Below are 16,795 nucleotides of genomic sequence, written 5' to 3'. Positions count from 1 at the left end.
GTGCGGGTGGTAACAACTAGGCCTAGTGAACAACACATTAAGCAAGTCGATAAACACGACTTGGAATGGATCGGCATATTCGGAGGTACCTTTGACCCGATTCATTATGGGCATTTACGACCCGCTTTGGATGTGCTGCAACAGTTAAACTTAACGCGCATTCATTTTGTTCCCTGCTATCAGCCGGTGCATCGTGGGACGCCGCAGGCCTCATCGGCGCAGCGAGCGCAAATGGTTAAATTGGCCTTGGCCGATTATCCACAGTGTGTATTTGATTCGATTGAGCTAGATCGTCAAGGGCCGTCCTATATGGTCGATACCTTGGCCAGTCTTAAACAGCGTTTGCCACAAGCAGGCCTGGTGCTCATTATGGGAATGGATGCGTTTGCTAAATTTATGCACTGGCATCAGTGGCAAACTATTTTAACCTTAGCCAATATTGCGGTGATGCATCGTCCAGGTGAGTTGATGCTACAAACTGAGGCAATAGCAGGCCTGCTTGCGCAGCATCAAGTGACACACTTATCTAAACCAGCTGGACAGGTTATTGATGTGGCAGTGACGCAATTGGATTTGAGCGCAACGCAAATCCGTGATTTAATCAAACACAATGAGACAACGGATTCACTTGTACCCAAAGCGGTACAAGATTTTATTGATACTAATAGGCTTTATCAAAAAGGATAGCTATGGAATTAAACGCAGCAATTGAGCTGGTAACCAAAACATTGGACGATGGCAAAGCCCGTGATGTGCAGGTGATTGATGTGACTGGCTTAGCGAGTTTTACCGATTGTATGGTGGTAGCAACCGGTACATCAACAACCCATGTTAAAGCCTTGGGCAGCATGGTAGAACAAGCATTTAAAGATGCGAATGATCCGTGCCTAGGTGCAGAAAGTGGCCCACAGCCCGAATGGATGTTGGTAGATCATGGCAATATTGTTATTCATGTAATGACTGAACAAGCGCGTGCTTATTATTCTTTAGAGAAGCTCTGGCAGGTTAAGGATGATGCGCCTGAGGGCGCGGTAAAACCATCTGACGCTTAGTTATGATCATTCATTTGATTTGTGTGGGTCAAAAAATGCCCAAGTGGGTACAAGAGGCCTATCAAGATTATGCTAAACGCCTACCTAAAAGCTGTAGTCTGAATTTAATTGAATTGCCGATGGCGGTGCGTGGCAAAACCGGTTCGGTAAGTCAATACAAACAGGAAGAAGCCAAGCGTATTGTGGCGGCCCTGCCCAAAAATACGCGCTTAATCGTTTTGGACGAAAAAGGCGCGCAACCTACCACGTTAAAATTAGCCGACAAATTGGCTGACTGGTTAGGTGGTGGGCAAGATGTAGCACTTGTAGTTGGTGGGCCGGATGGTTTAGATGAATCGATTCGTGCGCAGGCTAACTGGATGTGGAGCTTGTCTAATTTAACCTTGCCACACCCTCTGGTAAGAGTGATGTTAGCGGAGCAGTTATATCGTGCTTGGTCTGTACTTCAGAATCATCCTTATCATCGTGAATAGTTAGTTGCTAGTAATGTGAATATTTTTGATTGTCTCTTGACCTCGTCTATGATAAGGGTATAATCACGCAATCCTTTCAAACCCTATGGTATTTTTCTGGCTGAGTTGTGAATCTGACAACTTGATAAACCCAGGTACTTTAGATTTTTACCGATTTTTGGAGATTATTGTGGCCAATTCAGCACAAGCAGCAAAACGCGCAAAGCAAGCCGAAGTTCGACGTTTACGTAACGCATCACAGCGTTCAGACATGCGCACGGCGATTAAAAAAGTATTAGCAGCGATTAATAGTGGCGACAAAGCGCAAGCAACGGCGTTATTTGTTTCAGCGCAGTCTAAATTAGACAAAATGGCGCGTAAAGGCATTATTGAAAAAAATAAAGCCGCTCGTTCTAAGAGCCGTCTTAATTCGCGTATCAAAGCCTTAGCTTAATTTGATACGTAAATTTTGATACAAAAAAGCCAGCATTTCGCTGGCTTTTTTGTATTTGGTTAAATGAAATGCTTAGGCAGGTAAACTTTGAATGGCCTGCTTCATTTTTTTCATAGCTTGTACCTCAATCTGACGAATACGCTCCATAGATACCTGATAGCGTTCGGCTAGTTCTTTTAATCCAAGCTTAGAGTCACTAAGCCAACGGGCTTGGATAATGTCACGACTCCGCTCATCTAGCGCAGCTAGTGCTTGTTGCATAGCTTGTTGGTGAAATGAAGATTCACTTTCTTGCATCAGTGACTCCTCAGGCGTCGGGCTCTGGCTAATCAGCACAGGAGACAGGTAACCTTCGGATTCTTCCTCGTCTTGGCTCATATCTACTTGCATGTCTTTGCCATACAATCGACTGTCCATTTCGAGTACATCGGCTCGGGTAACACCAAGCTGTTCGGCAACTTCGTCGGCTTCTTTATCAGTAAACCAGGTTAACGCGTTTTTAGCGCCACGTAGTTTAAAAAATAGTTTACGTTGCGCCTTAGTCGTTGCTGTTTTGACAATACGCCAGTTTTTAATCACAAACTCATTAATTTCGGCTTTGATCCAATGGACTGCGAAGGTCATGAGTCGTACATTCTCTTCAGGATTAAAGCGTTTAACGGCTTTCATTAAACCTATGTTTCCCTCTTGTATTAAGTCACTCATAGGTAGGCCATAGCCTTGGTAACTCCGAGCAATAGGTACGACAAAGCGTAATGATGCCAAAATGAGTTGGCGTGCGGCTTCAAGGTCTTTGTGATAATAAAGTTTTTCGGCCAATCCTTTTTCTTCCTGAGCACTTAAAACAGGGAGTGCTTTAACTGATTTGATGTAAGATTCTAGGTTCTGGCCAGGACTAAGTTGTTGAATTGTAAGTGCAGTACTCGTCATATCTACAACCTCCATAATAAAATTTAATCCTTATAAAAATAGCATGATTCGGTTTTTTTTGCAATTAGCGTCGCCAGCCGCTAAACCAACGCCAGAGATTGAAGAGACTGGATAAACTGGCGCTGACGTAGGTGAAAGCGCAGGCGGTAAGGATATGTCGTGCAGAGCGCATGTCTCTGGCATTAAGATACTGTCCTTCTTTTAAGATGGGTAGAGCCCGTTTATAGCTGGCATCCAATTCCACAGGAAGCGTATTCAAGTGAATGAGCACAGGAATACCCATAGCGATAAAACCGGCTGCAAAAGTAATTAAGCCAATCATGGGCGTGTGTAACAGTGGGATTAATATCGGGGTAGCGATGAGTGCGGCACCACTGAATTTTTGTAGCCATTGAGCGCGCATCACCATGTCAGTGCGTTGTAGAAGTGGCTCATATTGCTCATGATGCTGAAGCGCGTGTCCAAACTCATGTGCTGCCGTTACGATAGCCGTTAACGAATTGCTATGATAATTTTGATGAGATAGGTGAATGCTATGAGTGGTAGGATCGTAATGGTCACCTTGAGTGCTATTTTCTGGCAGGCAGTGAATCGTGACTTCGCTTGTTTTATATTTGTTGATGAGGTGCTCGGTAAATGTTTTGGCATCTCCAGGCAGATCAGGATGGGGTTGGCTGTGTTTTTTTAATACGGCCCGTGTCCAAAGCTGAGGCAGAAAACTAATGGTTGCCAGAATAATAACAGCAATGATTATTAGGCCCATGAATTATTCGCAATGATAGCGTAAATAGCTGGCGTATTGCCAAGGCTGAAAGTCAGCAGAAATGGCAATTTTCGGTTCTGCGCAGCGCATAATAGCTGTACTTGATGGGGTGGCGAGATCGATGAGGTCAAAATAACGACTCTGCCCTGGCAACAAGGCTTGTGTACTGGTATGCCACTGATCATTTATAAAGAACTGCTGTTTAGCTAGTATGCGAAGCTTGGTCGCTTGATCTGCCCAATAGACATCATTTAAATAGTGAGCCATATCTTCAAACGCGCTAATAACATAAGCAAAATCTTCAAGAGTAGCTTTTTCAACTAATTGCCCGGTATTATTTAAAGCCCTCGGTGGTTCTGCAAGAGACAGTAAATGGTTAAGTCTATGAGCTAGGCTAATCATCTGATGTTTAAAGTGTGGGTTTTGGGTGGTCAGGTAGCCATGTAAATAGCTGCGAATAAGTAAGCCATTCCAGCTAAGCAGTTGCTTGTCATCTGTAATAGCAGGACGCGATGCTAAGGCTTGTTGAATGTCCGGCCAGTGCGTTGAGTCGATGGGTTTAGGCAGCCAGCCCAACTCAAACGGGGGTACGCCATCGAGTTGCCATGCTGAGTTGACAATTTCAAAGAGATGGCTGTCTAATTGCTCAATCAGTTGGTTTCGAGACCAGATGTAGCGTGCACCATCAATGCCTCTTTCATCAATAGCCGACTGACTCGATTGAGCTAAACCTGTTATGGGTGAAAGTAGCTCATTCTCTACATAATTAAGTGTGTCAATCGCTGTGGATATAAAGTCTGCGCGATCAAATTTTGCCCCGGCAATAAAAAACAATTCAGCCAGTTGTGCATTATCATACAGCATCTTTTCAAAATGAGGCTCTTGCCAATTAGGGTCAACCGTATAGCGAAAAAATCCCTGATGGATATGATCTCGTAAATGCTCAGTTTGCATTTGGTCTAGTGTCGTTTTTATCCAATCTATTGTGTCATGATCAAGGTTTTGCTGTTTTAAAGTGCTCAGTAATAGTGGGCTGTGTGGAAATTTTTGGGTCTGATTTATTCCTCCCTCAAAGCTATCCATAATGTTTAACAATTGGCTAGCGATGTCAGATTCTAATTGCGCTCTAGAAATTAATGTTTCATTTGCTTGTGTGTTTGGACGACTCAGGGTGCGTATTCGGTCAGCATCTTCACGCCACCAATGGTTTAGGTGTAAGAGAGTTTGCAGTAGTGTATCGCGAGGCTGATAAACAAAGCCGCTAAACAACTGTCCTTCCGGGGTCAAAATACCGTGAAGTGGCCAGCCAGCAGATCCGGTGGCTGCTCGTAAGCGGTTAAGTAGATAGTCATCTAGATCAGGTAAAAGCTCTCGATCGATCTTAACAGAGATAAAATGTTGGTTAAGCAGTTCAGCAATAAGTGGGTCTTGGTAGTTTTCTTCATGCATTACATGGCACCAATGACATGCAAAATAGCCAGAAGAAATAAAAATCGGCTTTTGTTGTTCTTGTGCAAGTTGCATGGCTTCTGGGCCCCACAACTGCCAGTTAATGGGGTCATTCGCATGCAATGCAATGTATGCTGATGGGTGGCTGTGAAGAGGGCTGTCAAGAGCAAGAACGGCAGGACTTGGGAGCCATAATAAGCTTACAACGAATGCTAGCTTAGCGGCCAACCGGCTAAGCCAAGTCATTCTAGTTGGTTGGACGCTTTGGCTCCTGCTCATCATCACTAGGCTTGTCCTTTGGATTATTTGATTTTTCCTGACTAGGCTGTTCCCTTAGAGCGGCCATTTCTTGTTCAATCTTATCAAATTCGTTATCAAAATCGAAATCCTCATCGCTAGAATTACTAGTTTGTTCTGCAAAGCCGCGATCGAACTTTTGAGCCGACCCTTGGTAACTTTTAGTGCTTGGTTCATGTTCATAGCTAGAGGTTGCGGCAGCTGTGTCCTCTTCATGGTCTTTATCTAGCCCTTTACGCTTCAGGATAATCGTACCAATGATGATCCCAAGTTCATATAAGAGCCAAACAGGCACAGCCAGTAACGTTTGCGAGATAATATCAGGCGGTGTGAGTAGCATCCCTAGTACAAAGGCTGCAACAATGACGTAAGGTCTGGCATGTGACATAGTTTTAGGTTTAACCATACCTGTTAGGATAAGTAATACTGTGATTACAGGTACTTCAAAGGCTAATCCAAATGCAAAGAACATCTTGATAACAAAATCAAGATAGAGTGCGATATCGGTTGCTATCGTTACACCATCAGGCGCTGTTTGGGATAGGAAGCCAAATACCAGTGGGAAAACGACAAAATAAGAAAATGCGCCGCCTGCGTAAAATAAAAATGAACTAAAAAACAGTACAGGTCCAATCAGTTGTTTTTCATGGCTGTACAAGGCGGGTGCGATAAAGCTCCATAGTTGATAAAGCAAAAAAGGCATCGCTATGTAAATGGCTAAAACAAGGCTTAATTTGAAAGGTGTTAAAAAGGGAGATGCAACACCTACGGCAATCATGCTGGTGTTATCGGGTAGATAACGCGTAAGTGGCTCAGCAATAAAGGTGTAAATATCGTTCGCAAATGGAAACAGAATAAGAAACATGACAGCAACTGCAATCACCGATTTGGTGACAGCGTTTCTAAGTTCAAGCAAGTGCTGAACGAGTGTCATTTCTTGATCATTAGGCGGTAAAGCGCTCTGTTTCATCGGATGTTATTCTCTTTCGGTCTTATTTTGCCGAGTCGAAGGGGAGGTTGAGTCAGCCGCTGTTTCTGTGGGTACATCATCAGTAGACTCAAGTTGTTTGCTCGCATGTTCACGTTGAGCAGCCGATGGTGGTTCAGTTAATGACTTGGCATCGAAGGGTCGTTGTAAATCATCAAAGTTGACTTGATCTTTTATGTCATCAAAACCTGTCATTAGGTCTTTGCGTATATGATCAAAATTCTTTTTTTCTTCTTTGAGGTCAACGGCCTGCTGCAATTCGCGCACAGTTTCTTTTAAATCAGAGTCTTCTTTAACCGAGTTTATAAAATTGCGCGCTTTAGCGATCATTTGGCCGGCTTTACGCGCAACCTCCGGCATGCGCTCAGGACCGACCACCAGTAGTGTGATAACGAGGATGACAGCAATTTCTAAAAAACCCATATCAAACATGGTGTTTAGTCCCTAGTCGGTTGCAATGTAAACAAGACGCGATTAAGTGTTAAGCTTTTGGCTTAGTGTCACTGTTCTCTTTTTCAGTCGCTTGAACATCATAAACATTCTGATCTTTTTGATCTTCAGCTAAGGTTTTTTGTTCTGAGTCGTCTTTAGACTTTTTATCGTCATCTTCAGCTACAGCTTTTTTAAAGCCTTTAATAGCACCACCAAGGTCTGTGCCGACATTTTTAAGACGTTTTGCGCCAAAAATGACTAAAACGATGGCGAGAATAATCAATAGTTGCCAAATACTAATGCCCATAGTGCACTCCAAAAATTAGCGGGTTGGGTTAAAGGGTGAATAATAGCAAACTTGTATACTAGTTACCAAGTAAATGTATGTGGATATGAAAAACCTCTTGTCCGCCAGTCTCGCCAGTATGAATGACGGTCTTAAAACCATCCAGGTTTTGCGATTGGGCAAGCTGCGGCATTAATAGCATCATGTGTCCCATCAAGTCCTTATCTTCAGGCGTTAGATCAAAGAGGGTTGCAATAGGCTTTTTAGGGATAACCAGTAGGTGTACGCGCGCCCGGGGGTTAATGTCCTTTATCACAATACATTTGTCGTCTTCATAAACGATGTCAGCGGGCAGTTCACGGTTTATGATACGGGTAAAAACGCTCTGTTCTGATGTCATCTTCTGTTCCTGTTGTCTAGTCGGTTGATTGACGTTGTGCTTTTTCGGTATGGCCTGATACACCGAAGCGCCGTTCAAGCTCGTTAAGCACTTCGTTGCTACTCAGACCTTGATAAGATAATAATATGAGGGTATGAAACCACAGGTCTGCAATTTCGTAAACAAGGTGCTGATTATCACCGTCCTTCGCCGCCATAGCGGTTTCAAGTGATTCTTCAGCTATTTTTTTTAATATTTTTTCAAGGCCTTTGTCATAGAGACTGGCTACATAAGACGAGTCAGGGTCTTGTTTTTTTCGGGCCTCAAGCTCTTGATCTAAGCGCGATAGAATCGTGTTCATAGTCTAACCTCAACACCGGCATCCTGCATGGCTTGTTTGGCTTCAGCAATGGTGTGCTGTCCAAAGTGAAAAATACTCGCTGCTAGGACGGCTTGTGCATGTCCATCCACAACACCCTCTACCAGGTCATTAAGCTGTCCCACACCGCCAGAGGCAATCACAGGTACCGTGACATTATCTGCAATGGTGCGAGTCAACTCAAGATCAAAGCCACTTTTGGTGCCATCCTTGTCCATACTGGTGACTAAGAGTTCTCCGGCTCCAAATTCCACCATTTTTTGTGCCCACAATATGGCATCAATCCCTGTGGCCTTGCGTCCGCCGTGGGTAAAGATTTCCCAGCGTAACGGTTCATGCTCATGGCTAACGCGCTTTGCATCAATCGCAACGACGATACACTGTGAGCCGAAGCGGTCGGCTGCTTCTTTTACAAACTCAGGGCGGTGAATAGCTGCAGTGTTAATGGATACTTTGTCGGCACCGGCATTAAGAAGGCGACGAATGTCTTCAACACTTCTTACGCCGCCACCAACGGTAAGAGGGATAAAAACCTGGCTAGCAACTTGAGCCACGGTGTCAATAAGCGTGTCGCGCTGATCAGAGCTCGCGGTGATATCTAGGAAGGTAATTTCATCTGCACCTTGTTGGTCATAGCGCTTAGCAACCTCTACAGGATCACCAGCATCTCGGATATCGACAAATTGTACGCCTTTAACGACGCGACCATTGGCAACATCTAGGCAAGGTATGATGCGTTTAGCTAAGCCCATTTAATATTTTGCTCCAGCAAGTTCATCGGCAAGATTTTGGCCTTCTGCAAAATCAAGACTGCCTTCATAAATAGCACGTCCTGTAATGGCGCCCATTACACCGTCTTGCCCTAAGGGTGCAAGTGCTTTTATGTCATCAAGGTTGGTAATGCCGCCTGAAGCGATAATAGGTGTCGAAGTGACTTGCGCTAACTGGTGTGTTGCGTGGATATTTACCCCTTGCATCATGCCATCGCGACCAATATCGGTATAGATAATCGCCGCAATACCATCTTGCTCAAATCGCTTGGCAAGGTCAATGACTTGGTGGTCGGTGACTTCGGCCCAGCCATTAATTGCGACTCGGCCTTCTTTGGCATCAAGCCCGACCATGATGTGACCAGGGAAGGCCTTGCAAGCTTGCGCAACAAAGTTAGGATTATGCACAGCCTGGGTACCAATAATGCAGGTCTCCACCCCGGCGCTCAAATAGGCTTCAATTGTTTTAAGGTCACGAATGCCGCCGCCAATTTGGATTGGCAGTGCCGGAAACGCTTGCGTTACCTCAAGTACGGCTTGGCGATTAATGGGGGTGCCCTCAAACGCACCATTAAGATCGACCATGTGGAGTCGGCGTGCCCCTTGTTGCACCCAGCGATCAGCCATGGCGGTAATATCGCTAGAAAAAACCGTTGCGTCCTCCATGACACCTTGTCTCAGGCGAACGCATTGGCCGTCTTTTAAATCTATAGCGGGAATAAGTAGCATTGAGGTTTTAATCCTAGTTGTTTCGCAAAATTAAATTATGGGTGCCATTTTATGCCGATTCAATAGGCCAGGTCATAAAGTTTTTGAACAATTGCAAGCCAGCTTGTGCACTTTTCTCTGGATGGGCTTGAATCGCAAATAGTTGACCTTCGGCTAGGCAGCTAGCAAATGTTAGGTTGGCATACTCAGTTGTGCCTTGAATCATTTGGGGGTTGGTCGGGGAAACATAGTAGCTGTGAACAAAGTAGAAACGACTGTCCTGCGGAATTTTATGCCACATGGGGTGGTCATGATGCTGATGAATTTGATTCCAACCCATGTGCGGAATTTTAGCCTCAGGAGAAGACTGGAATTTCTCGACAGTGCCTTCAATACGGTTAAGGCAGTCAACGCCGTTGTTTTCATTAGAATGGCTCATGAGTACTTGTAGCCCCATGCAAATGCCTAGAAAGGGTTTGGACTGGGCTGCCTGCAACAGTGCATCATTCAGGTTGTGTTCTTTTATAGCCTGCATACAGGCTTTTGCAGCGCCCTGTCCTGGAAAGATAATAGCATCTGCATTGGTAATGTCGGACGCATTTTGGGATATTTTGATGTGACAGCCGCTTGGGGCGACATGCTCTGCTGCTTTGGTTACCGAGCGAAGATTTCCCATGCCGTAATCGACGACAACGATAAGTTTATTGTTCATTGGTATTATAGCGCCCCTTTTGTTGAAGGGAGTTGGTCCTGCATTCTGTGGTCTTGTGATAGAGCCATGCGCAGGGCACGTCCAAAGGCCTTAAATATAGTTTCAACTTGGTGGTGGGCGTTTTTACCATAAAGGTTTTCGATATGAAGCGTAACCCGTGCATTGTTGGCAAAAGCCAGAAAGAATTCCTCGACAAGTTGTGTATCAAACTGTCCAATTTTTTCCCGGCTGAATTGTGCGTTAAACACCAGGCCTGGTCTTCCAGAGAGATCGATGACGACTCGAGATAGTGCTTCATCAAGGGGTACATAGGCGTGACCATAGCGTACAATACCTTTTTTGTCGCCAACGGCATTGAATAAGGCTTGGCCAAGTGCGATGCCAATATCTTCAACGGTGTGGTGGTCATCAATATGCAGGTCACCATCTGCTTGGATATCGAGATCAATTAATCCATGGCGGGAAATTTGATCAAGCATGTGCTCGAAAAAAGGCACGCCAGTATTAAAGTTGGCTGTCCCCTTGCCATCAAGGTTGATAGAGAGCTTGATTTTAGTTTCAAGTGTATTCCTTGTTACTTGAGCTGTACGAGATGCCATCGTCTATCCTTAAAATTTTACCCAGTTAGAAAAATTTTTTATGATAGCGAAAAACCACTTGTTTTGCATAAAATTAATCTAAAACCATATAAAAACTAAGGAAATAGTCTGTCTGATGCAAGGGGATGGTCGAGGGTTGATGTTTGTAATGATTAAGAACTATGGTTTTTAATGCTGGGTCATAAATATTTTTTAATTGTGCATGTAGCTATGATTATAAGATAATCTGCAAGAATTTATAAATGTCTAGAGCAATTAGTTTTTAGGCTTGTAGTAAGTTGAATGTGACGAGACTGTTTTCGGCACACACCATTGAGCTGCAAGTAATGAGGCTAAGTACTCAAAACGTATTATTAAACTAAGGGGAATCCAAGAAATGGATACAGCAATAGCTAAACCTAAGTATGACGATAATGTAGTCAAGTATTTGACTGTCATGGCCGTTGTATTTTTGGTACTCGGTACCTCCATGGGTACTATGGCAGCGGCACAGCTTGCTTGGCCGGCTTTAAACTTCGATATAGCTGAAATCACGTTTGCACGTCTTCGTGTAATGCACACCAATACTGTTATTTTTGCGTTTGGTGGTATGACGTTGATGGCGACGGCTTTCTACACAGTACAGCGTACTAATGGTGTGAAGCTTTTCAGTAACGGAATGGCATGGACGATGTCCATCCTGTTTACAATTGGTCTATTACTGGGTGTGATTTCTTTATCTATGGGTATGACTCAAGGTAAGGAATACCATGAGCTAATTTGGCCATTAGATATTGCAGTTGCAATTGTATGGTTAATGTTTACCTTCAACTTCATCATGACCATTGCATCACGTAACAAACAAACCCATTCTCATGTTTACGTGTCTAACTGGTTCTTCATGGGTATGATGATCATGATCACTTACCTATATGTAGTAAACGGCTTAGCGATTCCTGTATCTCTATTTACCTCTTATTCAATCTTTAGTGGTGTTCAAGATGCCATGATTCAATGGTGGTGGGGTCACAATGCAGTTGGTTTCTTCCTAACGGCTGGTTTCTTGGCCATTATGTATTATTTCGTGCCTAAGCAAGCACAGCGTCCTATTTATTCATACCGTCTATCAGTTATCCACTTTTGGGCCTTGATGTTTGGTTATGTATGGTTAGGTGCTCACCATCTTCAATATACTGCATTACCAGACTGGACAGGCTCATTGGGTGCAGCCATTTCTTTGGCAATGATTATCCCATCTTGGGGTGGTGCACTTAACGGTATGCTAACGCTTTCTGGTGCATGGGATCGCCTACGTACTGATTACATTTTACGTTTCTTAATTATGGCATTGGCTTTCTACGCGATGGCAACCTTTGAAGGCCCAGTAATGTCATCAAAAACAGTAAATGCGCTTTCTCATTACACTGACTGGACTATTGGTCACGTTCACTCAGGTGCATTAGGCTGGGTAGCGATGGTATCGATTGGGGCTATTTACCACATGGTAATGAAGCTCTGGAATACCGAAATGTATTCTATGAAACTGATTAACTTCCATTTCTGGTTGGCAACAATCGGAACCGTTCTGTATATCGTTGCTATGTGGGTATCTGGCATTATGCAAGGTCTAATGTGGCGTGCATACGATGAGTACGGGATGTTGGCCTACTCATTCGTTGAGTCTGTAGCGGCTATGCATCCATACTATGTCATGCGTACTATGGGTGGTGTATTGTTCACGTCAGGTGCAGTATTAATGTTATTCAATATTGTGATGACAATTAGAATGGCTAAAGCTCGTCAAACATCTGGCAGCCAAAATGTGGCTTCAGCAACAGCGTAATTAATAGTGTAATTTCGCCACCAGTTTATGGTGGCGGTAATGAATTGAGTTGAGGAGAAGAACTCATGGCAAGAGGTGTCGGTGGTGAAGATAAACCCAAGAACCTACAAGACCGATTTGAGCGTAATATCTTTGCATTAATGATTGCAACAGCGCTAGCTGTATCAATAGCAGGTATTGTTCAGATCGTTCCATTGTTTTACTTAAAATCAGCAGTTGACTATACGGAACGTGTTGACCAGTATGGCAACCTGAAAAATGAAAGATTCCCTGAGCTAGTTTGGCAGCGTGAGTTCGTGATGGACGATAATGGCCGCGTTGTATTAGCACCAGGCAGTGAAAATAAACGTCTTATCTATAAGAGAGAAGACGGTAGTTGGGGTTCTGATTGGAATCCTGGTGATGGTGTACGTCCATACACGCCTTTGGAGTTGGCGGGCCGTGATATCTATATCCGTGAAGGATGCTATATTTGTCACTCACAAATGATTCGCCCATTCCGTGATGAGCGTGAGCGTTATGGTCACTTTTCATTGGCGACAGAATCTATCTATGATCATCCATTCCAATGGGGATCTAAGCGTACGGGTCCTGATTTAGCGCGTGTTGGTGGTAAGTACTCAGATGAATGGCATGTAATGCATCTTATTCGCCCTAAAGATTTGATTCCTGAGTCAATCATGCCAGCTTATCCTTGGTTGGCGGAAAATAGCATTGAAGATTATTTTTTTGGTATGACCCGTGATATGCAAGCTCGTTTGCGTGCAATGCGTCGCATCGGTGTGCCATATACTGATGATGAAATAGACATGGCTCAAGAACATGTTCGTGGTAAAACTGAAATGGATGCTATTGTTGCTTACATGCAAGTGCTTGGCACCATGGTAAGACTTGACGACGATAAGGTTTACCGTGAGTAGTTTGCAAAGTTACTTTAGTACTGACTGGTCAGCGATGACCGGTCACGACTGGGCAGGCTTAATTGTTACAGTGGTAATCTTTTTTGGCTTGGCCTATGCCTTTTGGTGGGCACTACGTCCAAGTAAGAAAAAAGAATTAGAAGAACAAAAGTTTAAAGTATTAGACGACGATTGATTTATTCTGAGGAGAATAAGGATGACACAACATAATCCATGGCCAGAAGAAGGGAATACTGGACACATTTGGGATGATGACATCCGTGAGTTGGATAATCCACCGCCGCTCTGGTGGATGCTAGCATTTTACGCGGGTTTTATATTTATAGTATTTTACTTGATCTATTACCCAGCCATTCCTTTGGCAAACTCTCACACCAAGGGGGTTGCAGGTTGGACGGCTATTGAAGAATACAAGGGTGACTTTCAGGTTCTGAATGATTGGCGTGAACGTACATTTGCAGCAGAAGAAGAGCAATTGCGTGCATTAGATGTCACTGAGATCATTGAGGATGATCACTTGCGTGCTTATGCAATCAATACGTCTCGTGTTTTGTTTACGGATTATTGTATGGCTTGCCATGGTGCAGAAGGGTCCGGTAACCCTAACTTTCCTATTCTGGCGAATGATGATTGGTTATGGGGTGGTTCTGTAACTAACATTAAAAATGCGATGGTCAATGGCCTTATGGGCAACATGCCTGCAAGAGGTATGATGGGCAATTTATCTGACGAAGAAGTTGTTGAGGTTGCTAAATATTCAATCGCCCTTTCAGAAGGGAATGCTGACGCTGAGCAGTTCAATGTTGGTCGTGACCTTTATAACGGCAAAGGCATGTGTATGGCGTGTCATGGACCTGCTGGTGCGCCTCTTGCCCCTAATGGTTCGGCAAATTTAGCTAACAACATTAACCGATTCCAAGGCGTACCAGATAACCTTCAAGCTAGCCGTTTAGAATCCTACATCTATACAATTAAGTATGGTGTAAATGTTCGTGATGGTGCTGATTTCCTTGAGAATACTCGCCGTGCCGAGATGCCATCATTTGCAGAACGCTTACCTGATGCTGATGTTAACATCAAGCGTTTAGCGGTATATGTCCACTCACTAGGTGGTGGCCAATAATTTAACTTCTCTACATTTGGAGTTCGTTATGAATGAGTTAAACAATGATTGGGTGCTATGGGCATCCATCCTTAGCGTTATCATTTCGTTAGTCGCGTTTCTTGCTTTTGGCTGGAAAATGTTCAAACGACTTGATAATAATTCTGAGAAATAAAATTGGGCCGTCAGGCCCATTTTTGTTAATGGCTATAGATAAAAATTTTTGTATGTCTTGTTTAATGATTAACCTTTACAATGATCCAAAAAGTAGAGGTTGAATAATGTCCGAACATAATAAAGAAGCTTATCGTCCCAATATTCATACGGGTTCCATGTTAGATGACGTTAAGGTGCAATCAAAAACACTTGATGATATTGGTGTTGAAATTCTGCCGGTTCATGCTGGTGGTACCATTCACGCTAAGCGTATTCCTGGACGCTTTCGCACCCTTAAGTGGATCGCCGCATCATTTTGGTTGTTGTTATTTTTCGGTCCTTACCTAAGATGGGATGGCCGTCAAGCCGTTCTGTGGGATATCGGCAGTCGTCAATTTCATATCTTTGGTATTACCGTTCTGCCCCAAGATATCTGGTTGCTAGCGATGATACTGCTGTTTTTTGCATTGTTTTTAGCTGCCGCAACCGCTATCGCAGGTCGGGTTTGGTGTGGTTTTTTCTGTTTTCATACTGTCTGGGTTGATATTTTCACTTGGTTGGAAGAGAAGTTGGAAGGAAAACCAGCTAAGCGCATCAAGATGGACGCAGCACCGTTTAGTATGCAAAAGCTTAAAGTTAAGCTGCCAAAACATTTGATTTGGTTGTTTATTGCGTTTATGACTGGATTCAGTTTTGTTGCCTACTTTACTGATGCGTTTGATTTATGGTTAAGACTTTTTTATTTCCAACTTGGCCATTATGAATTTGCGATAATTGCAGTTTTAACCCTATTGACCTATCTCATTGCTGGGTTTATGCGTGAACAGGTTTGTATGGGTTTTTGTCCCTATTCTCGCATTCAGGGTGCGATGACTGATACCGAGACAGTACTGCCAACTTATGACCGTGATCGTGGCGAGCCACGTGGACGTCAAAGACGGGTTAAGCCAGGTGAGGAGGCTGAACCACTTGGTGATTGTATTGACTGTCGCATGTGTGTTGATGTCTGTCCAACTGGGGTAGACATTCGTTTAGGCCAGCAGTTTGGCTGTATAACATGTGGTTTATGTATTGATGCCTGTGACGAGATCATGACCAAGGTGAATAAGCCAAAGGGACTAATTCGTTATGCGGCTTTGAACGAGTTTGCTGGTAAGGCTCTGCCGCCGATTTGGCGCCGTCCACGTGTTGTAGTTTATTCGTCAATTATGGGTATCGCTGCTGCTGCATTGCTGTGGGGGCTCATGAATATGTCTGCTATGGATGTTACGGTATTGAAAGCCCGAGCACCGCTCTTTGTGCAGATGTCAGATGGCTCGATTCAAAATCGTTATGAAGTTAAAATAGTGAATAAGACAAATGATATTATGCGTGCGGAAATTGAAGTTTTTGGTCACGATAAGATTTTGGCTTTGCCTGATAGGGTTGCAGAAATAGTGCCTGGGAATGTCGCAACGGTGGGTTTACTCATACGCATTCCCCAGGAATCAATAAGCGAGGTATCAACACCTATCACAGTCAGGGTAACAGACCTGAATAACCCTGATACGGTTGTTAAGTACCAATCGGTCTTCCATGGACCTGGTTAGCAGTATTAAAAAATAAATTAAACGAGTAGTAGTAATGGCACAGAAAATTGATAAACGTGACTGGAGTAAGCCTTGGAAAAATCCCATTGTTCTTATGTGGTTTGGAGTGTTGCTTGCGGTATTAATGACTAACTTTTTTATGGTTGGTATGGCAATTTCGACAGCACCAGGCCTGGTCATTGACAATGCATACGAGCGTGGTCAAAATCACGCGGCTATAATGGCTCATCGGCAAAAGATGGAACAGATGGGTTGGCAGTTGCAGGTTGATATGCCGGTACTGACTGCAGGCAAGCGTGAAAGAGTTACGTTAAATATTCTTGACCGTGACAATCAACATTTTGATGTTGATTCTGCCACGCTTTATTTTTATCGACCATCCGATCGTAACCTTGACGGAGAAATGGTATTTCAATCTTCTGGCGCATTGGGTCAATATCAAATGGATTTTGAGTTGCCGGTCAAAGGTAAATGGGACCTAATAGTTGAAGTTGTAAAGGGTGAAAATCACTATAGTATCGGTCGCTCAATAATGGTGCAAAGAGCCTCCTAATCC

The 16,795-nt window shown here is 43.8% G+C and carries 22 protein-coding genes; 10 read left to right on the top strand and 12 right to left on the bottom strand.

The features are described from left to right. The first annotated feature begins 6 nt into the window (after positions 1-6). From nadD to rpsT, 4 genes are all read left to right on the top strand, one after another. Positions 7-687: a nicotinate-nucleotide adenylyltransferase gene (gene nadD / locus BM293_RS05615; protein WP_093447451.1), complete on the top strand. Its 681-nt coding sequence runs from the start codon at positions 7-9 to the stop codon at positions 685-687. Between the two features lie 2 nt (positions 688-689). After that, on the top strand, positions 690-1,052 hold the full coding sequence (gene rsfS / locus BM293_RS05610) for a ribosome silencing factor (protein ID WP_093447449.1): 363 nt from the start codon (positions 690-692) through the stop codon (positions 1,050-1,052). Between the two features lie 2 nt (positions 1,053-1,054). Beyond that, the gene (rlmH, locus tag BM293_RS05605; RefSeq protein ID WP_093447447.1) at positions 1,055-1,525 is read left to right on the top strand and encodes a 23S rRNA (pseudouridine(1915)-N(3))-methyltransferase RlmH; all 471 of its coding nucleotides are present in this window, start codon (positions 1,055-1,057) and stop codon (positions 1,523-1,525) included. Positions 1,526-1,694: 169 nt separating this feature from the next. Then, positions 1,695-1,958 carry a 30S ribosomal protein S20 gene (gene rpsT / locus BM293_RS05600; protein ID WP_093447882.1) on the top strand — a complete coding sequence of 88 codons (264 nt, stop codon included), beginning with the start codon at positions 1,695-1,697 and terminating at the stop codon, positions 1,956-1,958. A 72-nt stretch (positions 1,959-2,030) separates the two neighbouring features. On the opposite strand, the gene rpoH is transcribed toward rpsT, so the two are convergent. From rpoH to hisB, 12 genes are all read right to left on the bottom strand, one after another. Continuing rightward, positions 2,031-2,888 (bottom strand): RNA polymerase sigma factor RpoH, encoded by an 858-nt coding sequence (rpoH, locus tag BM293_RS05595; protein WP_093447880.1) that lies wholly within the window; start codon positions 2,886-2,888, stop codon positions 2,031-2,033. Between the two features lie 64 nt (positions 2,889-2,952). Beyond that, on the bottom strand, positions 2,953-3,651 hold the full coding sequence (locus BM293_RS05590) for a zinc metallopeptidase (protein WP_093447445.1): 699 nt from the start codon (positions 3,649-3,651) through the stop codon (positions 2,953-2,955). Between the two features lie 3 nt (positions 3,652-3,654). Continuing rightward, complete coding sequence (locus BM293_RS05585) at positions 3,655-5,346, bottom strand: thioredoxin domain-containing protein (RefSeq protein ID WP_234968912.1); 1,692 nt, start codon at positions 5,344-5,346, stop codon at positions 3,655-3,657. 1 nt (position 5,347) lies between these two features. Further along, positions 5,348-6,367: a twin-arginine translocase subunit TatC gene (gene tatC / locus BM293_RS05580; RefSeq protein WP_093447443.1), complete on the bottom strand. Its 1,020-nt coding sequence runs from the start codon at positions 6,365-6,367 to the stop codon at positions 5,348-5,350. Between the two features lie 6 nt (positions 6,368-6,373). Further along, positions 6,374-6,817, bottom strand: a complete 444-nt coding sequence (gene tatB / locus BM293_RS05575) for a Sec-independent protein translocase protein TatB (RefSeq protein ID WP_093447441.1) — start codon at positions 6,815-6,817, stop codon at positions 6,374-6,376. A 49-nt stretch (positions 6,818-6,866) separates the two neighbouring features. Continuing rightward, positions 6,867-7,124: a Sec-independent protein translocase subunit TatA gene (locus BM293_RS05570; protein ID WP_093447440.1), complete on the bottom strand. Its 258-nt coding sequence runs from the start codon at positions 7,122-7,124 to the stop codon at positions 6,867-6,869. A 58-nt stretch (positions 7,125-7,182) separates the two neighbouring features. Next, positions 7,183-7,503: a histidine triad nucleotide-binding protein gene (locus BM293_RS05565; RefSeq protein ID WP_093447438.1), complete on the bottom strand. Its 321-nt coding sequence runs from the start codon at positions 7,501-7,503 to the stop codon at positions 7,183-7,185. A gap of 16 nt (positions 7,504-7,519) precedes the next feature. Beyond that, complete coding sequence (locus tag BM293_RS05560; RefSeq protein ID WP_093447436.1) at positions 7,520-7,843, bottom strand: phosphoribosyl-ATP diphosphatase; 324 nt, start codon at positions 7,841-7,843, stop codon at positions 7,520-7,522. Further along, a complete protein-coding gene (gene hisF, locus BM293_RS05555; protein WP_093447435.1) occupies positions 7,840-8,613 on the bottom strand; it encodes an imidazole glycerol phosphate synthase subunit HisF in 774 nt (257 codons plus the stop codon). Before hisF ends, BM293_RS05560 begins: the two co-directional genes overlap by 4 nt. Further along, positions 8,614-9,360, bottom strand: coding sequence for a 1-(5-phosphoribosyl)-5-[(5-phosphoribosylamino)methylideneamino]imidazole-4-carboxamide isomerase (gene hisA / locus BM293_RS05550; RefSeq protein ID WP_093447433.1), 747 nt, complete (start codon positions 9,358-9,360; stop codon positions 8,614-8,616). A gap of 49 nt (positions 9,361-9,409) precedes the next feature. Beyond that, complete coding sequence (gene hisH / locus BM293_RS05545) at positions 9,410-10,051, bottom strand: imidazole glycerol phosphate synthase subunit HisH (protein ID WP_093447431.1); 642 nt, start codon at positions 10,049-10,051, stop codon at positions 9,410-9,412. Between the two features lie 5 nt (positions 10,052-10,056). After that, positions 10,057-10,650, bottom strand: coding sequence for an imidazoleglycerol-phosphate dehydratase HisB (gene hisB, locus BM293_RS05540; RefSeq protein WP_093447429.1), 594 nt, complete (start codon positions 10,648-10,650; stop codon positions 10,057-10,059). A 376-nt stretch (positions 10,651-11,026) separates the two neighbouring features. On the opposite strand from hisB, the gene ccoN reads away from it, so the two are divergent. The 6 genes from ccoN to BM293_RS05510 all read left to right on the top strand — a co-directional run bounded on the left by ccoN (position 11,027) and on the right by BM293_RS05510 (position 16,792). Continuing rightward, on the top strand, positions 11,027-12,472 hold the full coding sequence (ccoN, locus tag BM293_RS05535; protein WP_093447428.1) for a cytochrome-c oxidase, cbb3-type subunit I: 1,446 nt from the start codon (positions 11,027-11,029) through the stop codon (positions 12,470-12,472). Positions 12,473-12,537: 65 nt separating this feature from the next. Further along, positions 12,538-13,392, top strand: a complete 855-nt coding sequence (gene ccoO / locus BM293_RS05530; RefSeq protein ID WP_093447426.1) for a cytochrome-c oxidase, cbb3-type subunit II — start codon at positions 12,538-12,540, stop codon at positions 13,390-13,392. Beyond that, positions 13,385-13,567 carry a CcoQ/FixQ family Cbb3-type cytochrome c oxidase assembly chaperone gene (locus BM293_RS05525; RefSeq protein ID WP_093447424.1) on the top strand — a complete coding sequence of 61 codons (183 nt, stop codon included), beginning with the start codon at positions 13,385-13,387 and terminating at the stop codon, positions 13,565-13,567. The genes ccoO and BM293_RS05525 overlap by 8 nt, the downstream gene beginning before the upstream one ends. A gap of 21 nt (positions 13,568-13,588) precedes the next feature. Then, positions 13,589-14,515, top strand: coding sequence for a cytochrome-c oxidase, cbb3-type subunit III (ccoP, locus tag BM293_RS05520; RefSeq protein WP_093447423.1), 927 nt, complete (start codon positions 13,589-13,591; stop codon positions 14,513-14,515). Positions 14,516-14,775: 260 nt separating this feature from the next. Then, on the top strand, positions 14,776-16,239 hold the full coding sequence (ccoG, locus tag BM293_RS05515; RefSeq protein WP_093447421.1) for a cytochrome c oxidase accessory protein CcoG: 1,464 nt from the start codon (positions 14,776-14,778) through the stop codon (positions 16,237-16,239). A gap of 34 nt (positions 16,240-16,273) precedes the next feature. Further along, positions 16,274-16,792 (top strand): FixH family protein, encoded by a 519-nt coding sequence (locus BM293_RS05510; protein ID WP_093447419.1) that lies wholly within the window; start codon positions 16,274-16,276, stop codon positions 16,790-16,792. Positions 16,793-16,795 lie beyond the last annotated feature (3 nt).

Origin of the sequence: Thiomicrospira sp. ALE5 (assembly GCF_900112445.1) — a bacterium.
Classification (GTDB): Bacteria; Pseudomonadota; Gammaproteobacteria; order Thiomicrospirales; family Thiomicrospiraceae; genus Thiomicrospira.
The sequence above is the reverse complement of the archived record's forward strand: the minus strand, read 5'-3'. Positions and strand labels throughout refer to the sequence as shown.